Below are 25,712 nucleotides of genomic sequence, written 5' to 3' on the forward strand. Positions count from 1 at the left end.
GCCGCTTTACTTATTTTTCGCCAGCAGCGATACTGCAGCCTGTTCATATTCCTTTTTCATTTCACTGATTACATCGGCAACGGGCTGAATGTTCTTTACTGAGCCAACTCCCTGCCCTGCCCCCCAAATATCTTTCCAGGCCTTGGCTTTTGTTTGATTCCGATTGGTGTCATACTCTTTGAGATCTTCCAGCTTCGCCGGATCCAATCCCGCATTTTGTATACTCGGAATCAGGTAATTGCCATTTCCCGTACAGTTGTATTCATCCGTACATCCTATATTTGCTTAGATTTTAACATCTGCCCCTGCACGGTTCATTGGAGTATTCCAGATACTCTTCATGTAAATTATTGGCTCGAATAAAATCTGCCAAGTAATCTGCAAAAGGCTCCCCATGATCGATGAGCCGTTTCAAATGTTTAACTATGCTGATGATCTCGGTTTTCTTTCGCACGGGACTGTGCGCAGACTGATTTTTATAATAAAAAACTTCTTGATGAATCAGATCACCGGGTGAACACCCATTTTTCAACAGATGCTTAATTTTTTCTTCTTTTCTTTCGATGATGGATAGATATTTTTCTAATTCCCGTTCATACTCTTCACGTAAAAAGATTCCTTTATGATGCGAAGTGACAAAGTATTTGGCATCTGTCTCAAGTGTCTTTCTGGCTGATTGGATAAATTGATCGATATCACTCTCTGCATCACCGTAATACGGACCGAAAGAAGTCAGATCAATATCTCCGGTCAGTAAAATGCCATAATCCATGACGTACGGCGTGCAATAACCCTGCGTATGGCCGGGCGCATGAATAAACATAACGTCTGTCCCTGACATAGTAATCACCTGGTTGTATTCATGCGTTCCAGAAGCGTGCAATATTTTGGGGTCCACAACGGTATTGCCGTATGTTTTTTCTTTAAGGTCTTGTATCCATTTATCTACACCTTCTTTTCCATATACCGCATATAAACCTTCTGATTTTGCGAGTTCATGATAATCAGTAACTTTTTCTATATCATATTTGTTAATCAGCTTTTCTGCGTCCGGAAACAATTGCGCTCCCCACACGTGATCAATATGATGGTGTGTCAAATAAATCGTATGGACTGTATGATTTTTTTGTATATAATCAAACGTTTTAGTGCCTGACCCGCAGTCGATGAGAGTAGAATCTTCATTTCCAGCGATAATCAAGGAAGTGGATAAGGGAATACGACCTCCATTATCGCTCATAATTTCAACCGGTCCTATTTTTACATAAAGCACTTTCTTCTCCTCCTCTCATTCTTTGCCGGAATAACCGTAAGAAATTTCATCACTGGATTCCTCTTCACATTATCGTTTACTCATAAAGTCGCGTCAAACAATTTAAAATAGTCAAATTACTTGGAGTATCTTTCTAATAATATCGCATTTTGAATATTTAACTATGTATTAAACATACAAATCACATCAATAATTTCATAAGAGTTTTACATATCATGCAATGATACACGCGAAATTACATAACAGCGAACAAAAAAGAAGCCTTCCATAAGTTCGATAACTTAATGAAAGACCTCTTTATTTTCGTTCAGGAAAACATCCGCAAACTGTATTCAAAATACTTGCGGCCGCTGGTTATCCTACAAACATATTAGCAATCAAAATACTTACTAATGAAACTGCCCATGCAATGGTCGTTGGAATCGACCAGACCATGACTTGCTCCTTCACTTCCTTCACGCCAAGCATCCGGTTGACAACCCAGAACATGCTGTCATTGAAGTAGGAGAAAATCATCGCACCGAGTGCAGCGGCTTGCGCAGCCAGAGCCAGGTTAACATCCAGATTTACGACAATCGGTGCAGAAATGGATGCGGCTGTAATCATTGCTACTGTTCCGCTTCCTTGGATTAAACGAACAAGTGTCGCGATGAAGAATGGAACAAGTACCGCCGGCAAAGGAAGCAATGCCACTTGCTGTGCGATGTAGTCGCCCGCTCCGCTGTCACGAAGGACTTGTCCAAGCGCACCGCCTGCTCCTGTTACAAGCAGGATAATACCAGCCGTCACCATTCCTTCTTCCATACGGCCAAGTGCTTCTTCTCTCGTTAAGTGGCCTGCCAATAAATAGATGGCAGAGACTAATGATAAACCGACCGCGATAATCGGCTGACCTAAGAATAATAGATAGTCAATCCAGCCGCCTGTCAAATCCATGGCTACGAATGTTGTATTTAAAAATATAAGAACAATCGGCAATAAAATTGGAATCATAGAGCGGAACAATGAAGGCAGCTCCTTATTCCGTTCATCCGTCAGACGCACAAGTTCCTGATAGGCCATATGCTCATCAGGTCTTTCAAAATCGAGACCGTCTTCTGTCGGGATCTGATAAATTCGTTTACCTACCCATTTAGCGTACAGCACACCAGAAATGACAATGGGAATGGAGAATACTAGACCCCAAGCGATCATCAGACCGATATCAACGCCGAATATACCTGCCACGCCAAGCGGACCCGGTGTCGGCGGTACCGCATGATGCGTTGCAACTAAACCGACGGCCAGCGCTACACCAAGAGTGATGACAGATTTCCCTGTCTTTCTTGACAACGCTTTCACAAGCGGGTTTAAAATGACAAACGCGGAGTCCACGAATATAGGAATTGAGACAATATATCCGGCAATCGCCATTGCCCATTCTTCTTTGCGTTTCCCTACAGCACGGATCAGACTATACGCCAGACGTTCTGCAGCTCCTGACACTTCCAGAATTCTTCCAATCATTACCCCAAATCCGACAACAATACCGATAGACCCAAGCGTGCTTCCGAAACCTTTAGATATAGTAGAAGAAACCTCGATCGGATTCATCCCGCCGATTAAGCCTGTCAGCGACGCAGCAATAATCAAAGCTAAAAATGCGTGGATTTTCGTTTTTAACACTAGAAATATTAATGCAGCTACACCGACTACGAGTCCTACAATCATTTGCATTTCGGGTGTCATCTGTATCCCCCCAATTTCTGATTTAGTAAAGTTATTGAAAGAGGGTTTCCCCTCTTTCAACGGTTTATATTATAGAGATTCTCTTGTGAATTTCGGCGCATATTCAGCTGCCAGTTTAATACATTCTTCCATACTCACGCTTGCTGCAATGTTTTTCCACGCAATATCAAATGCTGTTCCGTGGTCAACAGAAGTACGCAGGAACGGAAGTCCATTCGTGATAGAAATCGTACGGTGGAAATCTGTCATTTTCGCTGCAATATGCCCTTGGTCATGATAAAGCGAAAGGACTGCATCATATTTGCCATTCAGTGCCTGGAAGAATACAGAATCTGCCGGAACGGGACCGTATGCATCAATGCCGTCTGCTTTAGCTGCTTCGACACCCGGTGCGATTTCGTTTACTTCCTCCATGCCGAACAGACCGCCTTCACCACTATGCGGATTCAGACCAGCGACTGCCAGCTTGCGATCTTCCACACCCAGACGCTGCAATGCCTGATCACAGCGGCTCAAGTAATCACGAACACGCTCTTTCGTCATTTGAGAAATCGCATCTTTTAATGACACGTGACGCGTCAAGAAGAAGATTCTCATGCCGTTTACTTGGAACATCGTTAATGGATCAGGTGCTCCGCCCAAGTCTTCCAGCATTTCCGTGTGACCGATATACGGAACATTTGCTGCTTTTAATGATTCCTTATTGATAGGCGTTGTAGCGATTGCCGCCACTTCGTCTGCCATTGCAAGTGCCACTGACTTCTTGATGAATTCAAATGCCGCTTGTCCGCATTGCGCCTGAACTTTTCCTGGCTCCAATGCATCGATATCAATATTGTTCATATCTAACACGTCTACTGTTCCGAATTCATATTTCCCTTCCTTCGGATCTGAAACAACGTTCACTTCTAAACCGGTTTCTGTTACGCCGATCGCTTTTTTAATCACGTCTGCATCGCCGACGACGAGCGGATTACACATTTCATAAATCTCTTGCTTCGCCAATGACTTTACGGTAATTTCCGGGCCGATTCCTGCTGCGTCACCCATTGGAATTGCTATAATTTTACGTTCGTTTGTCATATTACACACGTCCTTCATCATTTTTTGTCTGCAGATAAATCAGGCATTTATAGATCGACTGCTTTTCACCGACCATGCCGCCTTTTGTTACTACCGGGATCCCGTCAAACGTCCCCCCGATGAACTTTCCATAAGCAGCGAGCGGTATTACTTCTTCATCCAGCTGAATTGCTTCAGCACCGCTAATGGTAAATAACGCTGCCGTCACATCACCGCCACTGGAAAACGTCCCATCGATTTTCATATCACCATTTTGTACGATGGTATGTGTTACTTTCGCAAGACCCGACGTAATACGCTTCGCAAGCATTTCTTCAGTCGTGTGTTCTTCTCTTGCGATATCTGCCAGCGACAGGATTTGTGAGGTTGGAGATAATGTCGTCACGATTAATATTTCCTGATCTTTCAGCTTCTTGATCCCTTCATCCGTTGCACGCTTCACTTCCGCGTCCCATTTATCTGTCATCGTTGCCAATTGGGAGGCATCGACGTAAACAGGTGAAGAATTTGTTTTATCCATTAAATAGCGCAATTGCCGCCCTGTAAGACTCGTAACACTTCCCACGGTGACAATATATCTGTTCTCGTACAGGCTTCGTCTGGCCAGTACACGCGCAAACGCTGCGGACAGCGGGCCAGGATCCACCGGGAATAACGTACGCTCTTCCATCATTGCCATGGATTCGGCGATATTGCTGATTTCTTCATTCGTCACTGCGTCGATGACAATGATTCTCTTGCCGGCATTGATTTGCTCCGTCAAAGAAGCAGTAATTTTAGCTCTTCCCTGTAAGACATCGCCTAACCCAATATGTCCGATTTCATGCTGGCTCTGCTCTGCAATCACTGCGGGCACAAATGATTTAGTGATTGGGTTCATCGGATCTTTTGCTACGTCAGTTTCTTGAACCGGCACGCCTTCCACTAACAAATAGCCGCCTGACGTTACCCGTCCTGAGTCAGGATAAGAAGCCACGACAATAGCGACGCTTTCTTCGCCGGTACTGGTAAGCAATGCGTCAATCTCAGAACCTATATTGCCCCGGATCGTACTGTCAATCCGCTTGGCGATTACATCAGCTCCCCACAACCGAAGCTGCTTAAACGTATCTTGAACCCGCTCTTTTGCAACCGCAGCATCTACATACCTGCTGTCTGTATCTACACAAATCGATGTGAACTTATCCGATTTCGGCACCTGAGCACCAAAAATAATCGTGGCGCTTTTAAATCCTACTTCTGCAAGACGGACGCCTGTAGCGTTCGCACCCGTTAAATCATCTGCGATTATTCCGATCTTCATATACTCACCTACTTTGCAATAATAATTTCCACCAATTCGCCGTATTTCTCCATCAGTTCTTCAGATAACTGCCCATCTGTAATAATCGTGGATACATCTTCAAGATCACAGACTTTTGATAATGCTTTCTGATTAAACTTTGTTGAATCTGCGACCAGTATCGTTTCCGTGGCTGTTCTGATCATCGTCCGCTTCAGAGAAGACTTATCAATTGTAGGTGTAGTAATCCCAAACGAACTGTGGATTGCATTTGCACCCAAAAAGAACAGATCGACATGAATTGATTTTAAAATGTTTTCTGTCAGCGAACCGTACAGTGTCCCCGTCTCCGTCTGCAAACGGCCGCCGAGAATAATTACTTCTAATTTGCTGCCCATAAGCTCAGCTGCTATTTTAATATCATTCGTAATCACTGTCAGATGTTCGTGATTTTTCAATAACCGTGCAATTTCAAGCGTCGTCGTTCCTGAATCAATAAGCACAGTCATCCCTTCAGTCACAAAAGAGACAGCGCGCTTTGCAATCATCTTCTTTTCCCGGACAGAAATGTTCGATTTTAGTTCAAACGTCTTTTCGTGAATCAGCGCTTGTGACGGAACAGCGCCGCCATGTGTGCGAATCAGCTTGTTCTGCTTCTCCAGCACATCGAAATCCCTTCGTATCGTCATAGGCGTTACATTCAACACTTCGGAAAGCCGGATGATATCCACTCTTCCTTCCGTTGCAAGCGATTCCATTATTTTCGATCTTCGTTCTTTTGGAGACAATTCCATGACCTCCTGCGCACAATGTTCATCAGCATCAATAATTTGTTCTCTATAAACATAATTATGTTACTTTCAAACATATAAGTCAATCATTTATTATTATGTTCTTTCAATGAGCGGAGTATTCACATATATTTTTGAAAAATAATATAACAATCGATTAACATCAGTCAGCGTCTTATATGAAATCGGAGCTGGCATAAATGTCAACGTCTTGTCCTTTAGCCTTACTCAGGAGTGTTTGTATGAAGTCAGAAAAGCACAGTCATTGCGCTGAACACGAGTGTATAAAACACTGTCTTGACACCAGGCATGACACGCAGGATAATTTGAGATAACGAATAGTTGAGATATAACCATTTAAAAGATTTGGGAGAGGGCGATGGATGTGAGGAAGAAGTTGAAAATAGGAACGATGATCCACGGTGTCGGGGAGAAGATTTCAGACTGGCGGCACCCTGCTATGCCATCAGATGCAAGTGTAAGCTTTGAATTTTATAAACAGCAGGCCCAAACGTCAGAACGCGGGAAATTTGATTTTGTTTTCATCGCCGATGCTCTGTACATCAATGAAAAATCGAATCCACATTATGTAAATCGTTTTGAACCGCTGACGATCCTGTCTGCACTGGCAGCGGTGACATCAAATATCGGATTAGTCAGCACGTTATCGACTACTTACAGCGAACCTTTTTCTGCAGCACGGCAGTTTGCTTCACTGGATATGCTGAGCGGCGGACGCGCAGGATGGAATGCGGTGACGTCAGGACTAGAAAAGACGGCATTAAATTTCAGCAAAGAAGTTTCCGATCATCCAGATCACGCCACGCGTTACCGGATGGCCGCCGAGTTCGTCAAAGTCATGAAAGGCTTATGGAATTCCTGGGAAGATGATGCATTTATCCGCAATAAACAGACCGGGCAATTTTTCGATTCAAATAAATTGCATACATTGAATTATGAAGGCGAGTTCTTTTCCGTACAGGGACCGTTAAATATCGGACGTTCGCCGCAAGGGCAGCCAGTAATTTTTCAGGCGGGCTCTTCAAAAGCAGGCATTGCGTTTTCCGCACAAGAAGCAGACGCAGTTTTCGCCATTATGCCTGATTTAGAAGAAGCGCAGCAATATTACAGAGACGTAAAAGAGCAAACAGCTGCCGTTGGGCGTAATCCCGATGATGTGATGGTGCTGCAAGGAATCAGTCCGATTATTGGAGATACGGCAGAGGAAGCGGAACGAAAATTCCAGGAACTCGCCGGGCTGGTGACAATTGAGCAGGCACTCGCTTTTTTAGGCCGTCTGTTTGAGCACCATGACTTTTCTCAATATCCATTGGACGAACCTTTCCCTGAACTGGGATCGATCGGAAAAAATAGTTTCAGAAGCGATACAGATCGTATTAAGTCCGATGCACGCAGGCAAAACTTAACCTTGCGCCAAGTAGCCTTAAGAGAAGCCACACCGCGCACGCCGTTCATGGGAACCCCGGAGCAAGTCGCCAGTCTAGTTGAAGAGTGGTATAAACAAAATGGAGCAGACGGCTTCATGATCATCGCAAATTTGCCAAGCGAACTGGAAGCATTTGTTCACAAAGTAGTTCCCCTCCTTCAGCAGCGCGGAATTTTCCGGACAAAATACGAAGGGTCTACCTTACGGGACAACTTGGAGTTGCCTTATGCAGAACACAATGTGTCCTGTAATGCATCGCTTGTGTAAGAGCTTTATGAAATGTTCACACAAGTACTCCGCCACTGGGTTAATTAATTAGTACTTTCAATGATTACAGTATTCACCTGCCATTTCAAAAAACGGTTCTAATCATTTTTTACATGATCGGAACCGTTTTTGATTTCATTGTCACTGACTATTCTTAATGATCCGGCTCTGCTGCTGCCGAACCCCATACATTGATGATCGACCCAATTTGTGTCACATGTATAAATATGCCTGTATACACAGGCATAAAACATTCACCTGTGTCATTGGGGCCTTCACAATATCTGTCTAGGTGTATCGGGTGCTCGTACGTAATCTCAAATTTCCCTGCCTTTTTGCCGGTGAAGTGGAACATATTTGTGCCCGGCTCTCTCGTCACATCCGCAATCTGTTCATAATTTTCAGGCGAGATGCTGTACTTTCCTATAGTGTATTTATCGTTTTCTCCATATGAAAATGTCGGCTGCTCCCTCAACGTGCGCATTGTATAGTAGATTTTGTCTCCGGCGGCCTTGGCTTCGATTCCGTAACGAACTTCCTTCCCGTCCGCAAAGCGGACTGCGGCAATATATTCGCCCGGGTTGTCAATCTCGATGCAGATGAAGTAATTATCGCATACTTTAAATGCCATGCTGTCATTCATTAGCTTCCCGTCCATCGCAGACAGGGATACATTCCGTACATCTCCCGGAACATCATCGCCTTGTCCTGACCCGCCGAACATACTTAACCGTGCTATCGTCGGCAGCACATCCTCCGTCTCTTCCAGCGTCAGTTTCAGCTCGCCGTCTTCTTTTTTGACATGCACATAATTCTTGTCATGTTCCAAATCCGCAGTTTTGGAAGCTCTTCCGTGGAAAACGATCGCCCCTATCCCTTCCTTCAACGGAATCAGCTGCACTTTATCTTTCGTATAACCTTCTTTTCCTTTAATCAAGACCGCTTTGAATAATCCAGAATTCATTTCATTGTCCGTAATGGACTGGATCAATTCCCATCCTAAATCACTTGGTTCAAGCGTTACGACATTTGACGGTCTTGCATCTTCCGTCGCTTTTATCATCTTCGCGGCTTGCCCTCTCGTAATCGCCGCATTCGGGCTAAATGTGGAAGGCGTCGTTCCTGTTGTAATGCCCAGCTTGTAAATGATCATAATATTGGCCGCATGGGATGTATTCGGCGCAACGTCCTTGAATGGATTGCTGATATCCCCGTCACGCGGCAAATCAAACGCCTTCACTAAAATGGAAGCCATCTGCCCTCGTTTGATCGGATCATTCGGCCCGTATCGTCCGTCCCCATAACCGCCGATAATCCCTTTTTCCGCCATCGCAGCGATCGCTTTATAATAGCCGTTCGCTGTGGACACATCTTTAAAATGAGGATTCTTTACACTGTCCATATCAAGCTTGATCATCTTCGCAATGATTGCCGCGGCCTGCCCTCTTGTAATTGAACGGCTTGGCTTGAACGTGCCATCCGGATATCCTCCGATAATAGTACGCTCTGCCAGCTCATTCACCGCTTGTGCGAAATGCTTTGCCGGCGGTACATCTTTGAACAGCTGCTTGTCTGCTGCCGCGCTTGATAGCGGCAAGCTGCATGCAATCAGCAATGCGCTGAGCACGGTCATAAGTATTCTTTTCATGTTATTTCTCCCCTTCTGCTCTAACTCACCCCAGTTGTAGGCAGGCTGCCGTCTGTATGTGGCAGCGTACAGACGGAAGAAATGGAGAAAAGTTTCAAAAGTTTTACATTTTCTTTTTATGGGTAGTTTTTATTTTGGACTACTGCTTCTATTGTGTTAAGGAGCGCTTGAAGTGGAATGAACGATAAAAAAGCCAACCCCACAATTGGAGTTGACGCTTTATAGTTAGAACGGCTTGACTTACATCATACCGCCCATTCCACCCATACCGCCCATGTCAGGCATTCCGCCGCCGCCTGCTGGTTCTGGCAGGTCTGCTACTACAGCTTCAGTAGTCAGGAACATAGCCGCTACAGATGCTGCGTTTTGCAGTGCAGAACGTGTTACTTTTGTTGGATCCACGATTCCTGCTTCTACCATGTTGACCCATGTGCCTTCTGCTGCGTTAAAGCCGACGCCGACTTCTTCGCGCTTCAGACGGTCTACTACGATAGAACCTTCAAGGCCCGCGTTTGTTGCGATTTGACGTACTGGCTCTTCGAGTGCACGAAGTACAATCTTGATGCCTGTTGCTACGTCGCCTTCAGTAGATTCCAATAATGTTTCTACTTGCTTGTATACATTAACCAGTGCCGTACCGCCACCGGATACGATTCCTTCTTCAACTGCTGCACGTGTAGAGTTCAATGCGTCTTCGATGCGAAGTTTGCGCTCTTTCAGTTCAGTTTCAGTTGCTGCTCCGACTTTGATCACTGCTACGCCGCCAGCCAATTTCGCCAAGCGCTCCTGCAATTTCTCTTTGTCGAATTCAGAAGTTGTTTCTTCCAACTGTGAACGGATCTGCCCAACGCGTGATTCGATTGCATTCGCATCGCCGCTTCCTTCTACAATTGTCGTGTGGTCTTTCGTTACTACGATTTTCGCAGCGCGTCCAAGTGATGTAAGGTCAGCAGATTTCAGATCAAGTCCAAGATCTTCTGTAATTACTTGGCCGCCAGTCAGAATTGCAATATCTTCGAGCATTGCTTTACGGCGATCGCCGAAGCCTGGCGCTTTTACTGCTACTGCATTGAATGTACCGCGAAGCTTGTTGACAACCAATGTAGCCAATGCTTCCCCTTCTACATCTTCAGCGATGATCAACAATGGTTTGCCTTGCTGAACAACTTGCTCAAGCACTGGAAGGATTTCCTGGATATTGTTGATTTTCTTATCAGTAATCAAGACATATGGATTTTCAAGTACTGCTTCCATTTTGTCTGTGTCAGTTGCCATGTAAGCAGATGCGTAGCCGCGGTCGAATTGCATACCTTCTACTACATCCAGCTCTGTAACGAAGCCTTTAGATTCTTCAATTGTAATCACGCCATCGTTGCCTACGCGCTCCATAGCCTGTGAAATCAAATCGCCGACTTCTTCGTCTCCTGAAGAGATAGAAGCAACTTGTGCGATTTCCTGTCTGCTTTCGATTTCATCAGACACGCTTTGAAGACCTTCAACTGCAGAAATTACTGCTTGTTCGATTCCTTTACGGATGCCGACAGGGTTTGCGCCCGCAGTAACGTTTTTCAAGCCTTCACGGATCATCGCCTGTGCAAGGACTGTTGCAGTTGTTGTTCCGTCCCCTGCGATTTCGTTCGTCTTGGATGCTACTTCTGCTACAAGCTTCGCGCCCATGTTTTCAAATGCATCTTCCAATTCGATTTCTTTTGCGATTGTCACACCGTCATTTGTGATAAGCGGTGAGCCAAATTTACGCTCAAGTACGACGTTACGGCCTTTTGGTCCGAGTGTTACTTTTACAGCGTCAGCTAGTGTATCTACACCGCGCAGCATTGCGGTACGTGCTTCTTCGTTAAATTTAAGTTCTTTAGCCATTGTAAATGATTCCCTCCAGAATTTTCGTTTTGTATGATGGTCTTACATAACAATCAATTAACCGATAATTGCAAGGATGTCACTTTCGCGCAGAATCAAGTATTCTGTGCCTTCATATTTCACTTCTGTACCTGCATATTTAGAGAAAATAATGCGGTCATTCTCGGATACTTCGAGTTCAACACGCTGTCCGTTCTCAAGAACACGGCCTGTACCAACAGCAATTACTTTACCTTCTTGCGGCTTTTCTTTTGCAGAGTCTGGTAAGACAATGCCGCTTGACGTTTTTTCTTCTGCTTCGATTAATTCGATTACGATACGGTCACCTAGTGGTTTCAACAAATGAAACAACCTCCTCGAGATTATGGTAATAGTTATTTTTCTTAGCACTCACTTAAGTTGAGTGCTAACACAATTCTTATAATAAAGAATTCCACGTCTAATTGCAAGTAAAAACATTCGACATTTTCTTCTTTTGCCAAACCTCTTTTTTCGCGTTAAACTATTCAACATGTATGAAAGAAAGGTTGTGCACCGTGAAAAAATGGGTTGTTGCTCTGATGATCTTCATGACGTACGTGCTGCTGCAGATTGGCAGCATATTTCTTGCCCCTGAACTGATTGCTTATTTCACAGGCAAAGACTTGTCCAAAGTAGATGCTGTGTCGCAAGGCTTCGCCTGGACGCTGTTCATCACCCAAGGTATTGCATCACTCCTCATCGCTGTGATGCTGTTGCGCAATAAGCGATTCATTCCCGTCTTTAAAGGAAAGCCATCAGGATTCGGAGGCATCCTTCTCTGGGGCGTGCTCGGTTTCTTCCTTGCTATGGCAGGACAGATTATAGGAGCCGCAGTCGAGTCAGCGTTCGGTGTGCCTGCAGGCTCTGAGAATACGGAGATGCTGTCGAACATCGCAAAGACTGCGCCGATTATCATTTTCGCCATGGTACTGTTTGCACCGTTCCTTGAAGAAGTCGTGTTCCGCCGGATTATCTTCGGCGGCTTGTACACGAAGACGAACTTCTGGGTCGCCGCAATTGTCAGCGCCATCGTCTTCGCTGCTGTGCATAACGAGTTGCAGCATTTGCTGATGTACTTGATGCCCGGTCTGGCATTTGCGTTCGTCTACTATAAAACGAAGCGGCTGCTGACTCCGATGATTGCCCATTTCCTGATGAACAGCTTTGTCACTGCTGTGCAATGGAATGCGGATAAACTGCAACAATTACAAGATATGCAGCAGAGTATCGTATTATTCCTGCAATAAAAAAATCTCCTCGCTAATGAGGAGATTTTTTTATTGGTATGCAGAGGGTTAAATTTGGCTTGCGGTTCGGGGATGGGAGTTCCAGCAGGGGACGCTTTCCCGAGGGCGTGGCCCAAGCCGCTTCCTTCTCTTCGTTCAGTCCAGGGTCTTGGACTCACGCTGATCCTCCGGGAGTCGCCCCTGCTTCCACTCCCATCCCTACTTTTAATGTGTAGCGATATAGATCACTCACTGGCAGTAATGCCTAAATTATTGTTTTCTTTTAATTTATCTAAGTTCATAGTGCAAAAGTATAAAACTATTAGACAATATGTAATTACAAAGCATGTATAAGCACTGTCCATAATCTTATCTATTTTATATTCATCAAGTTTCAGAACTAAACAAAAGGATCAGCTGATTGCAAGTCCATAAGACACGCGTTCCCCTGTAACGTCGAACTGCGCCTCACCCGATTTCAATATCTTTACTGCGCCGCCATAACTTGTACCATTTTATCAATATCAGGCTTCGCTGTTCCTTTGACGTTCTCTGTCAGGATGCTGAAAATCAGTTCTTCCCCGCTCTTAGTCTTCACATAGCCCGACAGTGAATCGGTGCCGTTCAGTGAACCGGTTTTCGCTTGCACGTTGCCTCTGACGATTGGATTCGTTAAGCGATTGCGAAGTGTTCCGCCAAGCATTCTGTCATTGACTCCTGCGATTGGCAATGAACGTTCAAACGCAGGGTACCATTCTTTATTCTGAGCTGCGTACAGCACTTGTGCGATTTTCTCTGAAGGGATTTTGTTTTTATGGGACATGCCCGATCCGTCTTCAAAATACATGCCTTTCGTGCTGATGCCGTCTTTTTCCAACGTTTCTCTGACTGCACGCAGGCCTGCATTCCAGCTTCCTTCATTATAGACTGCACGTCCCATCGATTTTGCCAGAATTTCCGCGTGGGAGTTGTTGCTGTATTTCATAAATGGCATCATTAAATAGTATAATGACATCGATTTTTTCGTTGCGAGCAGTTCTGCTGTCGCTGGTGTTTTCCCGCGCGTTACACGGGCGGTCTTCTGAAGTGTAACCCCTTCTTTCGCCAGTGCCCGCTTAAAAACATCCGCCGTATAAGCCGTCGGATTGGAAACAGTAATCCACTGCCGCTTACCGCCCGAGTTCAATGGGACATTTCCTGAAACGATGATCGTATTCGTGCCTTGCTGGCGTTTCATCGTCACGGTATTGCGCTGATTTTTTGGTACTGTCCGTGTGCGGTTGACAACTTTGACGATATCCGTGTGCGGTGTCAATGTGACGGCTGCCGCTTTGCCGTTTCGTGTCGGCTTTGCTTCTGCGATGACAGTCCCTGCATCGTAGTCTTTATTCGGCGATATGGTCAGTGCCGATATTTGTGCTGCGTAATAATACGTTTCGTCTGCTTTATGGATACCCGGTGATAAACGCTGTGTATCGAACCACGTATCGTCCGCCACAATATGTCCTGTCACAGAATGGATGCCTGATTCGCGCAGCTGTCGCGCCAGGCGCAGCAGATCAGATTCCAGCAATGTCGGATCTCCTGTGCCCCGCAAATACAGATGGCCGTTAAGGACACCATTTTTCACCGTACCATTCGTCAGCACATCCGTATCGAATGTATAATCCTTCCCGAGCACTTCAAGTGCCGCCGTGGCCGTCAATACTTTCATATTGGAAGCGGGCGTTACGCCTTGACTGCCCCGGTATTGATAGACAACGCGATTGGAGTCTGCTTCACGCACGATAATACTGCTTCTCGTTCCCCGCATCCGCTGCCCCGTAATGACTTGATTGATGCCAGCTTCTAATCCTTTATAAGACTGCTGAGCCGCAGCTGCCTGATCTGCTGCTGCCGGAGCAGTAACACTTGCCATAATCAATAATGCGCCCAGCAACCATTTGCTCCATCTGCCTGGAGTCTTTTTTCTGTTCACTTGAATTCTACTCCCCCTATATGTTCTATTCCTCATTAGTTTACCATAGGGACTATGGAAAAAGAACCCAGTCCCGTTCTATTGTAATGGAAGCACAAAAAATCCTCCTGCCTGCGCAAGAGGATTAGCATTTGTTTATTTATCGTCAAGCTGATTCATCACTTCGTCGATCTGCCGCTGCTGTTCTGCTTTTACTTCTTCCAATTGGCGCAGATGTTCAGCTTTCTCGAACTTCCGGTATCCAAGACGTGAGATGACAATACTGATCTCATACAGGATAAATAGCGGAACCGTGGTGAATAGATGCGATACGATGTCGGGAGGTGTAATGAATGCGGCGAGCACGAACAGAACGAAGTACGCGACTTTCCGTACTTTGACGAGCACTTTCGGCTGCAGCACACCCAGACGGGATAAGAATAAAATGACGATCGGTAACTGAAAGACGAAACCGAACGGCAATAACAGGGAAAACAGGAAAGAGAAATATTCATTAATGCCGATTGTCTGTTCAATGTTCAATTGACCTGACAAGTTGATCATGAATTTCATGACATACGGCAGCAAGATGAAATACGAAAAGCTGATTCCTGCCAAAAACAGAAGAAAAGCAAATGGTATATAGGACAGTGTAACTTTTCGTTCCAACTCACGGAGTCCCGGTGAAATAAACGCCCAGAACTGATACATGATCACCGGTGAAATAATAACGATTGCCAGGAATACGATGACTTTTAAATAAATCACAACGGGATCTATCACATTAAACGCATTCAAAGTGACTTGTTCAGCCGGTGTATCAAATTGAATAAAATTAATCAGCGGCTTCGCCAGAAAGAAACTGCCGATTGCACCGACAATAAAGAAAACGACGATTACCATCAGCCGTTTTCGAACTTCATCTATATGTTCAATGATCGTTAAGTCTTTATCTGCCATCAGAATAACACCCTAACTCAGCGCACTTCTTCTTTCTTGTCTTCCGCCTTTTTTACGTCATCATCGTCGTCTGTAAGGCCTTTTGTTGCGTTTTTAAACTCACGCAATGAAGAACCGAACGCTTTACCGATCTCCGGTAATTTCTTAGGACCAAATATAAGCAATGCGATTACAGCGATAATCAGCAAACTTCCGATGCCTGGAGCCATGTTGGCCACCTCCTCATAATATGTCCATTCTACACGAAAACCTATGATTTTACTATCACCGCGGTCACGTTATTTGTGAATCTTTTACGTCGTTTTTAATAAGGTAAATCAATGTCTGCAGCTCACCGGACAAGTCAATTGTCTGAATGCGGATCGTATCCGGCACCGCCAGCCGTTCAGGGGTGAAGTTCAAAATGCCTTTCACACCGGTTTTCGCCAGACGGTCTGTCAGATCCTGCGCCACACGTGACGGAACGGTCAAGATGACCATTTCAATGCCGAGTTCGCTAATTTTTTCTTCAATCCGGTCAGGCGGGTAGATGGGAATATCATTCCTCTTCTCGCCTTCATGCGGCGCTTTCGGATCAAATGCCACGACAATTTTTGTATTGTGGATTTTCTGGAAGTTATACTTCAGAAAGGCGTTGCCAAGACTCCCGACCCCGATCAGCGCAACATTCGTTTCTTCGTCCTGATCCAGAGTTTCGCGAAAGAACTGCAATAATGAGTCGACGTCATAGCCGTATCCTTTGCGCCCGAGTGCTCCGAAATGGGAGAAGTCTCTGCGGATTGTCGCCGCATCGATTTTCATTGCTTCACTTAATTCACCTGATGAAATACGTTGTACACCTGCATCTGCATAGTTTCGTAAAAATCTATAATATAAAGGCAACCGTTTTGACGTTGCCTGCGGAATTCTAGGTTTATCCACAGCTGTGCCCGACCTCCAGTGTCACTTCAATAACCAACCCCTAAACAAGGGTATAGCCGCTTTTATCGTACAGCAGAACGGGGCCATTGTAAAGCCGATTATTGCATGGCGTGCTTCATTCCATTAAACTGAGAAGGAATAGAGGTGTGAGGCTTGATTATTTTACAAGTGAATGGATTGACCAAGTCTTTTTCAGGCACGGATCTACTGGAGAATGTCCGTCTCGAAGTACAGCATCGGGACCGCGTCGCACTGGTTGGACGAAATGGTGCCGGAAAATCGACATTATTGAAAATTATAGCAGGTGAATTATCTGCAGATGAAGGCGATATCATCATTCCGAAAGATATTCGCCTCGGATATTTGGAACAACACAGCGGACTTGATTCGGAATTGACGATTTGGGATGAAGTAATGACTGTCTTCGTGCCGCTGCGTGAAATGGAAAGCCGGCTGCGCTCACTGGAGCATCAGATGGCCGATCCCGCGGTATATGAAGACGCTAGCCGTTATGAACGCGTCATGACAGAGTACGATGAACTGCAGATCGCCTTCAAAGAAGCAGGGGGCTATCAGTTTGAAGCGGATGCACGCTCTGTGCTTCACGGCATGCGGTTTTACCCCGATGATTTCGAGAAGCCTGTGCATTTGCTGTCAGGCGGTCAGAAGACGCGTCTGGCGCTTGCACGAATGCTGCTTAGCAGGCCCGATCTGCTGATACTTGATGAGCCGACGAACCATTTGGACATCGAGACACTGAACTGGCTGGAGCGCTATCTGTCTGCCTATGAAGGTGCCATTCTTATCGTATCTCATGACCGGTACTTCCTTGATAAAGTGGTCAACACCGTATATGAAGTATCAAGGCGGAAAGTTACAAAGTACAGCGGAAACTACAGTGCTTATCTGGATGAGAAGGCGAAAAACTATGAGCGTGACCGGAAGTTGTTTGAGCAGGAGAAAGATGAGAAAGCTAAGCTGGAAGAGTTTATTCAGAAAAATATTGCGCGCGCTTCCACGTCAAAAATGGCGAAAAGCCGCCGCAAGCAGCTGGAGCGCAGAGACTGGATGGATTCCCCGGAAGGTGATGAAAAGTCAGCCAGCTTCTCCTTCACACTGGACCGGCCGAGCGGCAATGATGTACTGTCACTTGATGACGTAAAAATCGGCTATGGCTCGGAGCCCGTTTCAAAGCATATTAATCTGCGGATCTATAAAGGCGACCGCGTGGCATTTATCGGCCCCAATGGCGTCGGCAAATCAACATTGCTGAAAACGATTGTTAAACGCAATGAACTGATGGGCGGCGAAATTCGATACGGTACGAATGTGCAATTCGGCTACTATGATCAGAATCAGGCAACCTTGATCGGTTCTGGCACCGTTCTGCAGGAAATCTGGGATAACTGGCCACTGATGAATGAAAAAGATGTGCGCTCATTGCTCGGACGCTTCCTGTTCACAGGTGACGACATTGAAAAACTGGTCACTTCTTTATCAGGCGGAGAAAAAGCACGGCTTTCATTGGCGCAGCTGATGCTTGAGAAATCCAACACGCTCGTTCTGGACGAGCCGACGAACCATCTCGATCTCGACAGCAAGGAAATCCTTGAAAACGCACTCGACGATTTTCCTGGCACCATTCTGTTCGTATCTCATGACCGGTACTTCATCAACCGGCTGGCAACCAAAGTCATTGAAATGAGTGATGACGGGGCTGTGGAATACTTGGGAGACTACGACTACTATATTGAGAAAAAAACCGAGATGGAGGAAATCGCAGAAGCTGTGCAACTTGAACAGCAAACGAAACAACCCGCCGTCAAAAAGGAAATAGCCAATAAAGAACAACAGCGTCAGGAACGGCGTTTAACCCGGACTATAGCAGACATCGAAAAGAAGATGGAAGCTGCGGAACAAGAAATCGAAACTTTGCAGGCCAGGCTGCTCGATCCTGAGCTGGCGAACGATCACGTCGAACTGATGGACATCCAGCGTCAAATCGACGAACTGCAAGCGGTTCACGATGAACAATCTGAAGAATGGCTGGTACTGCAGGACGAGCTGGAAAATTTATAAGGAACAAGCGGACTTTCTAAGGAAGGTCCGCTTTTACCTGTTGATAAAACTTGTCCCGACAAAGTCGAGTACATTTGAAAACGCCCCATTGCTCCAATTTTTCACTCAGCATGACCGTTTTTCCGACAACAACCGACAAAACTCTCAATTTCTTCGCGATTATTCGTCATTTTCACTATTTCATTATAAACCTATCAGCCAAAAACCACTTTTATTCTCCACAATCTTTTCCACAGATAAAATCGCGATTTAAACACATATGAACATAGTTATGAACATTATCCACAGTTATTAGATAAACAATCCACAAAGTTATCCAAAATGTATACGGTTACGTCTTGCACATTACAGAACTTACCCACAAACTGTCCACAAATTGTGCATAAGTACGAATGTTCCCTATTGACAAATGAATATTCGTTTCACAAAAAAACACACAATTTGCTGAAAGTTAGCAAACTGTGTGTATCTGCTTAGATTGGCCGGAAACCCGGGTCGAATCGGGGCGGCCGATTTAGCTTTTCTTTAATTGTCCAGCTAAATCGGCCAGATGCTCGGGTCGTAAGGCAAAGCGGCTGTGCGGCAAAGTGCGCCGCTTCGCCTCTTTGCCTTACGCCTGCCGCATCTGGGCGGCCGATTTAGCATTTCTTTAATTGTCCAGCTAAATCGGCCAGATGCTCGGGTCGTAAGGCAAAGCGGCTGTGCGGCAAAGTGCGCCGCTTCGCCTCTTTGTCTTACGCCTGCCGCATCTGGGCGGCCGATTTAGCATTCCTTTGTTAATCCCATGAAGTTAACGGCATGCCGGGCCGTCCGTTCATTCGGAAATCGCTTCGCACACCGCTTTTCCACATTTCATAGCCAGCTGCGGCAATCATTGCCGCGTTGTCTGTGCACAATGAAATAGGAGGAACGTAAAATGGAATTCCTTCCTTTTCAAGCGCGGAGGTCAATGATTTTCTCAACCCTTGATTTGCAGCGACGCCTCCCGCTGCAATCACTTGTTTTACCTCATATTCTTTTGCTGCCTTCACTGTCTTGACGGTTAATACGTCCACAACACTTTGCTGGAATCCGGCCGCGACGTGACCGTGATTGATCTGCCCGCCTTTTTGCTCGATGTTGTGTTTATAATTGATGACAGCCGATTTTAATCCGCTGAAACTGAAGTCATACGAATCTGCTTCCAGCCAGGCACGAGGGAAGTCAACACTTTCCTCACTCTCCAATGCGAGACGATCCACTTGAGGACCCCCGGGATACGGCAGACCAAGCACACGGGCTACTTTATCATACGCTTCTCCCGCTGCATCATCGCGCGTCTCACCAATCAATTCAAATGAGCCGTGCGATTTCATCACAACAAGTTCCGTGTGGCCGCCGGAGACGATTAGCGCAAGCAATGGGAATTCCATTTCGTGAATCAGCTGATTGGCATAAACATGTCCTGCGATATGGTGCACACCGATCAACGGCAACTGATTCGCAAATGCAAAAGCCTTCGCTGCATTGATGCCGATCAGCAATGCTCCCACTAAGCCGGGGCCTTCCGTCACAGTCACCGCTTCCAGATCGCTTGGCTCCAGCTTCGCTTCACGCAAAGCTTCTTCGATGACAAGCGTAATCTGTTCAACGTGCAGACGGGAAGCGATTTCCGGTACAACACCGCCAAATTGCTTCTGCTGCTGAATCTGTGAAGACACAATAGAAGAGATAATCTCCGTGCCGTTTTTCACAATTGACGCTGCAGTTTCATCACAGCTCGTTTCAATTCCTAAAATATAATGATCTTTCCTCATGAGAACTCCACCCACATGACGAGACCATCTTCATGGTCGTCGGTATAATAGTTTTTTCTGATGCCGCCTTCCTGGAAACCGAGCTTCCGATACAACGATCGGGCCGGTTCATTGCTGACACGCACTTCAAGTGTCATTGTCTTCACTTCGTTTAAACGGCAAAGCTCCATCGCCTGACGCATTAAATCTTCACCATATCCCTTACCGCGATGCGCAGACAGTACAGCTACATTCGTAATATGGCACTCATCCAGAACGATCCACATGCCGCAATGTCCGACTACTTCCCCGTCGAGCTCTGCTACAATGTAATGAGCATAGGCATTGCCGGTCAACTCATGCTCAAAGATTTCTTCTGTCCAAGGCGTTGCAAACGATTCACGCTCAATAGCCGCAACCGCAGGAATGTCCTCCTGCGTCATTTTTCGAAATTGCACCTCATGACTCATGGGAAGACTCCTTCTTTGCCAAATTGGCTTCCGCCTCGGTTATCCGTTTATACTGCGGCGTAAACGTATGCACCGTCTCCGCCTCTTCTGTCTGCTGAGCCAATAAAATAGCAGAAGAAGCGCGCGGCACATTCATTACGAATGAAACAAACTGCGCCTGTTCGCCAAGATGCTCACAGATCATGGCTTTATGAATCTTTACGTCTTCACCGACAAATAGGACCGGTTCATTATAGTCGCGCAGCTGACCAAGCAAGTCTGCTAATGCACAATGCTGGTCTTCCAGTACATTTGCCAGATCAGAACCTTCCGCACGATAAACACCGGCATAGACATTAGATCTTCTCGCATCAATTAACGAACAGATCAGGCCCGTGTAAAGCTGTCCGTTCATTGCAAGAGCTTTAAGGCTTGAAACACCGTACAGCGGTTTTTTAAGAGTCCATGCAAGTGTCTTCGCAATCGTTACGCCTATACGCACGCCAGTATACGAGCCAGGTCCTTCTGAAACGGCAATCGCGTCAATATCTGAAGGCGTAATATCCGCTTTCCGGCACGCCTCTTCCACAGCGGGCATCGCACGCAGCGAGTGATTGACCTTCATCATGCTCGATTCTTCAATCAATAACACATCATCTTTGACAATAGCTACTGACAATGGGGAATTTGCTGTATCAATACCTAACCATATCATGTAAAAATCTCCTCACAAATGCGTGTAAATCGTTCGCCTTTTGGAATGCATTCAACTTGGCGGGAATCAGGTCCTGTATGATGAATCACTAATTCCAGACGCTGATCAGGCAGTTCATCTTGAATGAATTGTGCCCATTCCACCACAGAAATCGCATCTCCGTAAAACAGCTCGTCCCACCCTAAGTCTTCTTCGCTATTGGCTAACCGATACACATCCAGATGATTGAAAGGGTAATCCCCTTCGTACTGCTTCACAATTGTAAACGTAGGACTGCTGACTGTCCGCGTAACCCCAATCGCTTTCGCAAGGGCTTTTGTGAATGTTGTCTTACCGGCTCCAAGATCGCCTTCAAGTGTCAGCACGTCGGGTGGCCTCAGCCGGCGGCCAATCTCGGCGGCCAGCATTTCCATCTCTTCTACAGACTCGATTTCTTTCTTCCACACAGCCAACGCACCTTTCTCTTCCTATCATAGTACTAGTGTACAGAAAAACTGTTCAAAACAAAAGCCAAGAAGACGGCCCTGCCTGATTACAATAAAAAAACGATTGCACCGGTAAAGGTGAAATCGTTTGGAATGTTAAAATATGGCGGTCCCGACGGGAATCGAACCCGCGATCTCCTGCGTGACAGGCAGGCATGTTAACCGCTACACCACGGGACCTTAAAAAGAGCAAAAAAAAATTAAAGCCTAGCAACGTCCTACTCTCACAGGGGGAAACCCCCAACTACCATCGGCGCTGAAGAGCTTAACTTCCGTGTTCGGTATGGGAACGGGTGTGACCTCTTCGCCATCGTTACTAGACTTCTTGAGTAAAGCTTGTTCACTCAAAACTGAATAAAAGACATTGGGTATTTCAAGTAACTTCTTTTTATAATAGGTTAAGTCCTCGATCGATTAGTATCTGTCAGCTGCATACGTCGCCGTACTTCCACCCCAGACCTATCCACCTCATCATCTTTGAGGGATCTTACTTACTTGCGTAATGGGAAATCTCATCTTGAAGGGGGCTTCATGCTTAGATGCTTTCAGCATTTATCCCGTCCATACATAGCTACCCAGCGATGCCTTTGGCAAGACAACTGGTACACCAGCGGTATGTCCATCCCGGTCCTCTCGTACTAAGGACAGCTCTCCTCAAATTTCCTGCGCCCGCGACGGATAGGGACCGAACTGTCTCACGACGTTCTGAACCCAGCTCGCGTGCCGCTTTAATGGGCGAACAGCCCAACCCTTGGGACCGACTACAGCCCCAGGATGCGACGAGCCGACATCGAGGTGCCAAACCTCCCCGTCGATGTGGACTCTTGGGGGAGATAAGCCTGTTATCCCCGGGGTAGCTTTTATCCGTTGAGCGATGGCCCTTCCATGCGGAACCACCGGATCACTAAGTCCGTCTTTCGACCCTGCTCGACTTGTAGGTCTCGCAGTCAAGCTCCCTTATGCCTTTGCACTCTGCGAATGATGTCCAACCATTCTGAGGGAACCTTTGAGCGCCTCCGTTACTCTTTAGGAGGCGACCGCCCCAGTCAAACTGCCCACCTGACACTGTCTCCTGCCCGGATCACGGGCAAGGGTTAGAAGTCCAATACAGCCAGGGTAGTATCCCACCAATGCCTCCTCCGAAGCTGGCGCTCCGGAATCCAAGGCTCCTACCTATCCTGTACAGGCTGCACCGGAATTCAATATCAGGCTACAGTAAAGCTCCACGGGGTCTTTCCGTCCTGTCGCGGGTAATGCGCATCTTCACGCATATTATAATTTCACCGAGTCTCTCGTTGAGACAGTGCCCAGATCGTTACGCCTTTCGTGCGGGTCGGAACTTACCCGACAAGGAATTTCGCTACCTTAGGACCGTTATAGTTACGGCCGCCGTTTACTGGGGCTTCAATTCAGAGCTTCGCTTGCGCTAACCCCTCCTCTTAACCTTCCAGCACCGGGCAGGCGTCAGCCCCTATACGTCATCTTACGATTTTGCAGAGACCTGTGTTTTTGCTAAACAGTCGCCTGGGCCTATTCACTGCGGCTCTCTCGGGCTATTCACCCTACCAGAGCACCCCTTCTCCCGAAGTTACGGGGTCATTTTGCCGAGTTCCTTAACGAGAGTTCTCTCGATCACCTTAGGATTCTCTCCTCGCCTACCTGTGTCGGTTTGCGGTACAGGCACCTCCCGCCTCGCTAGAGGCTTTTCTTGGCAGTGTGAAATCAGGGACTCCGGAGATAAATCTCCTTGCCATCACAGCCTAGTGTTATATGAGAACGGGATTTGCCTCGTTCTCCACCTCACTGCTTAGACACACAACCAACTGTGTGCTCACCCTATCCTACTGCGTCCCCCCATTACTCAAACGGCGGGGAGGTGGTACAGGAATATCAACCTGTTGTCCATCGTCTACGCCTATCGGCCTCGACTTAGGTCCTGACTAACCCTGAGCGGACGAGCCTTCCTCAGGAAACCTTGGGCATTCGGTGGAAGGGATTCTCACCCTTCTTTCGCTACTCATACCGGCATTCTCACTTCCAAGCGCTCCACCAGTCCTTCCGGTCCAGCTTCAACACCCTTGGAACGCTCTCCTACCATTGACCATACGGTCAATCCACAGCTTCGGTGATCTGTTTAGCCCCGGTACATTTTCGGCGCAGCGCCACTCGACCAGTGAGCTATTACGCACTCTTTAAATGATGGCTGCTTCTAAGCCAACATCCTGGTTGTCTGGGCAACGCCACATCCTTTTCCACTTAACAGATACTTGGGGACCTTAGCTGGTGGTCTGGGCTGTTTCCCTCTCGACAATGGATCTTATCACCCACCGTCTGACTCCCAAACATAAATCATCGGCATTCGGAGTTTGTCTGAATTCGGTAACCCGGGATGGGCCCCTCGTCCAAACAGTGCTCTACCTCCGAGATTCTTTCGTTTGAGGCTAGCCCTAAAGCTATTTCGGAGAGAACCAGCTATCTCCAGGTTCGATTGGAATTTCACCGCTACCCACACCTCATCCCCGCATTTTTCAACATACGTGGGTTCGGGCCTCCAGTCAGTGTTACCTGACCTTCACCCTGGACATGGGTAGATCACCTGGTTTCGGGTCTACGACCCCATACTCATTCGCCCTATTCAGACTCGCTTTCGCTGCGGCTCCGCTTTCTCAGCTTAACCTTGCATGGAATCGTAACTCGCCGGTTCATTCTACAAAAGGCACGCCATCACCCATTAACGGGCTCTGACAATTTGTAAGCGCACGGTTTCAGGTTCTATTTCACTCCCCTTCCGGGGTGCTTTTCACCTTTCCCTCACGGTACTGGTTCACTATCGGTCACTAGGGAGTATTTAGCCTTGGGAGATGGTCCTCCCGGATTCCGACGGAATTTCACGTGTTCCGCCGTACTCAGGATCCACTCTGGAGGGAATGCACTTTCGACTACGGGGCTTTTACCCGCTGCGGCAGACCTTTCCAGGTCGCTTCGTCTAATGCATTCCTTTGTAACTCCGTATAGAGTGTCCTACAACCCCAAGAAGCAAGCTTCTTGGTTTGGGCTCTTCCCGTTTCGCTCGCCGCTACTAAGGGAATCGATGTTTCTTTCTCTTCCTCCGGGTACTTAGATGTTTCAGTTCTCCGGGTGTGCCACGAGTATGCTATGTATTCACATACACGTACTGTCCCATTACGGACAGTGGGTTTCCCCATTCGGAAATCTTCGGATCAAAGCTTACTTACAGCTCCCCGAAGCATATCGGTGTTAGTGCCGTCCTTCATCGGCTCCTAGTGCCAAGGCATCCGCCGTGCGCCCTTTCTAACTTAACCTATAAAAGGTCCAACGTCATCCTAGCGATAGGAATCAGAAGGTTAAAAAGATTGCTTGAACTGCATATGACTATGCAATTCGGTTGATTACTTGATTACTTTCAATGTCGTTTTATCCAGTTTTCAATGAACAAGAAAAAAGCTTTGAACACTCAAAAAATGAGCCTTCAAAACTGAACGCAAAACGTTAACGTGATGAATCGGAGATTCATCTTCCGAATGTTTCTGTCATATTTCAGACAAGAGAACATAATCCTTAGAAAGGAGGTGATCCAGCCGCACCTTCCGATACGGCTACCTTGTTACGACTTCACCCCAATCATCTGTCCCACCTTCGGCGGCTGGCTCCCGTAAGGGTTACCCCACCGACTTCGGGTGTTACAAACTCTCGTGGTGTGACGGGC

General features: G+C 46.6%; 20 protein-coding genes, 1 tRNA gene and 3 rRNA genes (1 of these 24 cut by a window edge). 3 read left to right on the forward strand and 21 right to left on the reverse strand.

Annotated features, from left to right (window positions below; genetic code table 11):
* Positions 1-6: 6 nt before the first annotated feature.
* From SporoP37_RS07335 to SporoP37_RS07360, 6 genes are all read right to left on the reverse strand, one after another.
* Positions 7-207 (reverse strand): hypothetical protein, encoded by a 201-nt coding sequence (locus SporoP37_RS07335; RefSeq protein ID WP_081243047.1) that lies wholly within the window; start codon positions 205-207, stop codon positions 7-9.
* An 85-nt stretch (positions 208-292) separates the two neighbouring features.
* A complete protein-coding gene (locus tag SporoP37_RS07340; RefSeq protein WP_081243048.1) occupies positions 293-1,273 on the reverse strand; it encodes an MBL fold metallo-hydrolase in 981 nt (326 codons plus the stop codon).
* A gap of 354 nt (positions 1,274-1,627) precedes the next feature.
* On the reverse strand, positions 1,628-3,001 hold the full coding sequence (locus SporoP37_RS07345; RefSeq protein ID WP_081243049.1) for a GntP family permease: 1,374 nt from the start codon (positions 2,999-3,001) through the stop codon (positions 1,628-1,630).
* Between the two features lie 69 nt (positions 3,002-3,070).
* Positions 3,071-4,084, reverse strand: coding sequence for a 4-hydroxythreonine-4-phosphate dehydrogenase PdxA (gene pdxA, locus SporoP37_RS07350; protein WP_081243050.1), 1,014 nt, complete (start codon positions 4,082-4,084; stop codon positions 3,071-3,073).
* A gap of 1 nt (position 4,085) precedes the next feature.
* Positions 4,086-5,387 (reverse strand): four-carbon acid sugar kinase family protein, encoded by a 1,302-nt coding sequence (locus tag SporoP37_RS07355; RefSeq protein ID WP_081243051.1) that lies wholly within the window; start codon positions 5,385-5,387, stop codon positions 4,086-4,088.
* Positions 5,388-5,395: 8 nt separating this feature from the next.
* Positions 5,396-6,160 carry a DeoR/GlpR family DNA-binding transcription regulator gene (locus SporoP37_RS07360; protein WP_232329827.1) on the reverse strand — a complete coding sequence of 255 codons (765 nt, stop codon included), beginning with the start codon at positions 6,158-6,160 and terminating at the stop codon, positions 5,396-5,398.
* Between the two features lie 376 nt (positions 6,161-6,536).
* On the opposite strand from SporoP37_RS07360, the gene SporoP37_RS07365 reads away from it, so the two are divergent.
* On the forward strand, positions 6,537-7,871 hold the full coding sequence (locus SporoP37_RS07365) for an LLM class flavin-dependent oxidoreductase (RefSeq protein WP_198160058.1): 1,335 nt from the start codon (positions 6,537-6,539) through the stop codon (positions 7,869-7,871).
* Positions 7,872-8,025: 154 nt separating this feature from the next.
* Here the strand turns inward: SporoP37_RS07365 and SporoP37_RS07370 are convergent, their stop codons facing one another.
* The 3 genes from SporoP37_RS07370 to groES all read right to left on the reverse strand — a co-directional run bounded on the left by SporoP37_RS07370 (position 8,026) and on the right by groES (position 11,739).
* Positions 8,026-9,519 carry an S-layer homology domain-containing protein gene (locus SporoP37_RS07370; RefSeq protein ID WP_085430639.1) on the reverse strand — a complete coding sequence of 498 codons (1,494 nt, stop codon included), beginning with the start codon at positions 9,517-9,519 and terminating at the stop codon, positions 8,026-8,028.
* A 240-nt stretch (positions 9,520-9,759) separates the two neighbouring features.
* Positions 9,760-11,397: a chaperonin GroEL gene (gene groL, locus SporoP37_RS07375; RefSeq protein WP_085430640.1), complete on the reverse strand. Its 1,638-nt coding sequence runs from the start codon at positions 11,395-11,397 to the stop codon at positions 9,760-9,762.
* Positions 11,398-11,454: 57 nt separating this feature from the next.
* Positions 11,455-11,739 carry a co-chaperone GroES gene (gene groES, locus SporoP37_RS07380; RefSeq protein ID WP_081243061.1) on the reverse strand — a complete coding sequence of 95 codons (285 nt, stop codon included), beginning with the start codon at positions 11,737-11,739 and terminating at the stop codon, positions 11,455-11,457.
* Positions 11,740-11,933: 194 nt separating this feature from the next.
* Here groES and SporoP37_RS07385 point away from each other — a divergent pair, with 194 nt between their 5' ends.
* Positions 11,934-12,665, forward strand: coding sequence for a CPBP family intramembrane glutamic endopeptidase (locus tag SporoP37_RS07385; protein WP_232329828.1), 732 nt, complete (start codon positions 11,934-11,936; stop codon positions 12,663-12,665).
* Positions 12,666-13,131: 466 nt separating this feature from the next.
* On the opposite strand, the gene dacB is transcribed toward SporoP37_RS07385, so the two are convergent.
* The 4 genes from dacB to SporoP37_RS07410 form a co-directional block, all read right to left on the reverse strand.
* Positions 13,132-14,622, reverse strand: coding sequence for a D-alanyl-D-alanine carboxypeptidase/D-alanyl-D-alanine endopeptidase (dacB, locus tag SporoP37_RS07395; protein WP_081243063.1), 1,491 nt, complete (start codon positions 14,620-14,622; stop codon positions 13,132-13,134).
* 135 nt (positions 14,623-14,757) lie between these two features.
* Positions 14,758-15,561, reverse strand: a complete 804-nt coding sequence (gene tatC, locus SporoP37_RS07400; protein WP_081243064.1) for a twin-arginine translocase subunit TatC — start codon at positions 15,559-15,561, stop codon at positions 14,758-14,760.
* Positions 15,562-15,578: 17 nt separating this feature from the next.
* Positions 15,579-15,770 carry a twin-arginine translocase TatA/TatE family subunit gene (locus SporoP37_RS07405; RefSeq protein WP_081243065.1) on the reverse strand — a complete coding sequence of 64 codons (192 nt, stop codon included), beginning with the start codon at positions 15,768-15,770 and terminating at the stop codon, positions 15,579-15,581.
* A 64-nt stretch (positions 15,771-15,834) separates the two neighbouring features.
* On the reverse strand, positions 15,835-16,482 hold the full coding sequence (locus SporoP37_RS07410; RefSeq protein ID WP_081243066.1) for a redox-sensing transcriptional repressor Rex: 648 nt from the start codon (positions 16,480-16,482) through the stop codon (positions 15,835-15,837).
* Positions 16,483-16,635: 153 nt separating this feature from the next.
* Here SporoP37_RS07410 and SporoP37_RS07415 point away from each other — a divergent pair, with 153 nt between their 5' ends.
* The gene (locus SporoP37_RS07415; protein WP_085430641.1) at positions 16,636-18,561 is read left to right on the forward strand and encodes an ABC-F family ATP-binding cassette domain-containing protein; all 1,926 of its coding nucleotides are present in this window, start codon (positions 16,636-16,638) and stop codon (positions 18,559-18,561) included.
* A 776-nt stretch (positions 18,562-19,337) separates the two neighbouring features.
* Here the strand turns inward: SporoP37_RS07415 and tsaD are convergent.
* The 8 genes from tsaD to SporoP37_RS07455 all read right to left on the reverse strand — a co-directional run.
* On the reverse strand, positions 19,338-20,357 hold the full coding sequence (tsaD, locus tag SporoP37_RS07420) for a tRNA (adenosine(37)-N6)-threonylcarbamoyltransferase complex transferase subunit TsaD (protein ID WP_085430642.1): 1,020 nt from the start codon (positions 20,355-20,357) through the stop codon (positions 19,338-19,340).
* Entirely contained in the window at positions 20,354-20,806 is a 453-nt protein-coding gene (gene rimI / locus SporoP37_RS07425; protein WP_081243069.1) for a ribosomal protein S18-alanine N-acetyltransferase, read from the reverse strand. Before rimI ends, tsaD begins: the two co-directional genes overlap by 4 nt.
* Positions 20,796-21,500 carry a tRNA (adenosine(37)-N6)-threonylcarbamoyltransferase complex dimerization subunit type 1 TsaB gene (gene tsaB, locus SporoP37_RS07430; RefSeq protein ID WP_085430643.1) on the reverse strand — a complete coding sequence of 235 codons (705 nt, stop codon included), beginning with the start codon at positions 21,498-21,500 and terminating at the stop codon, positions 20,796-20,798. The genes rimI and tsaB overlap by 11 nt, the downstream gene beginning before the upstream one ends.
* Positions 21,497-21,946: a tRNA (adenosine(37)-N6)-threonylcarbamoyltransferase complex ATPase subunit type 1 TsaE gene (gene tsaE, locus SporoP37_RS07435; protein ID WP_255414219.1), complete on the reverse strand. Its 450-nt coding sequence runs from the start codon at positions 21,944-21,946 to the stop codon at positions 21,497-21,499. The genes tsaB and tsaE overlap by 4 nt, the downstream gene beginning before the upstream one ends.
* Positions 21,947-22,089: 143 nt before the next feature.
* A tRNA-Asp gene (locus SporoP37_RS07440) sits at positions 22,090-22,165 on the reverse strand.
* Positions 22,166-22,190: 25 nt separating this feature from the next.
* A 5S ribosomal RNA gene (gene rrf / locus SporoP37_RS07445) occupies positions 22,191-22,306 on the reverse strand.
* A 73-nt stretch (positions 22,307-22,379) separates the two neighbouring features.
* Positions 22,380-25,308 (reverse strand): 23S ribosomal RNA (locus SporoP37_RS07450).
* A 260-nt stretch (positions 25,309-25,568) separates the two neighbouring features.
* A 16S ribosomal RNA gene (locus SporoP37_RS07455) occupies positions 25,569-25,712 on the reverse strand (it continues 1,409 nt past the right edge of the window).
* Together the 16S, 23S and 5S rRNA genes with 1 tRNA gene alongside form the textbook arrangement of a ribosomal RNA operon.

The sequence above is a fragment of the Sporosarcina sp. P37 genome (assembly GCF_002109365.1).
GTDB lineage: Bacteria > Bacillota > Bacilli > Bacillales_A > Planococcaceae > Sporosarcina.

Excerpts from the sequence above, each read along its gene's own strand:
- SporoP37_RS07345 (WP_081243049.1), bottom strand. The coding sequence starts at position 3,001 with ATGACACCCGAAATGCAAATGATTGTAGGACTCGTAGTCGGTGTAGCT.
- pdxA (WP_081243050.1), bottom strand. The coding sequence starts at position 4,084 with ATGACAAACGAACGTAAAATTATAGCAATTCCAATGGGTGACGCAGCA.
- SporoP37_RS07355 (WP_081243051.1), bottom strand. The coding sequence starts at position 5,387 with ATGAAGATCGGAATAATCGCAGATGATTTAACGGGTGCGAACGCTACA.
- SporoP37_RS07360 (WP_232329827.1), bottom strand. The coding sequence starts at position 6,160 with ATGGAATTGTCTCCAAAAGAACGAAGATCGAAAATAATGGAATCGCTT.
- SporoP37_RS07365 (WP_198160058.1), top strand. The coding sequence starts at position 6,537 with ATGGATGTGAGGAAGAAGTTGAAAATAGGAACGATGATCCACGGTGTC.
- SporoP37_RS07370 (WP_085430639.1), bottom strand. The coding sequence starts at position 9,519 with ATGAAAAGAATACTTATGACCGTGCTCAGCGCATTGCTGATTGCATGC.
- groL (WP_085430640.1), bottom strand. The coding sequence starts at position 11,397 with ATGGCTAAAGAACTTAAATTTAACGAAGAAGCACGTACCGCAATGCTG.
- tatC (WP_081243064.1), bottom strand. The coding sequence starts at position 15,561 with ATGGCAGATAAAGACTTAACGATCATTGAACATATAGATGAAGTTCGA.
- SporoP37_RS07405 (WP_081243065.1), bottom strand. The coding sequence starts at position 15,770 with ATGGCTCCAGGCATCGGAAGTTTGCTGATTATCGCTGTAATCGCATTG.
- tsaD (WP_085430642.1), bottom strand. The coding sequence starts at position 20,357 with ATGAGGAAAGATCATTATATTTTAGGAATTGAAACGAGCTGTGATGAA.
- rimI (WP_081243069.1), bottom strand. The coding sequence starts at position 20,806 with ATGAGTCATGAGGTGCAATTTCGAAAAATGACGCAGGAGGACATTCCT.
- tsaB (WP_085430643.1), bottom strand. The coding sequence starts at position 21,500 with ATGATATGGTTAGGTATTGATACAGCAAATTCCCCATTGTCAGTAGCT.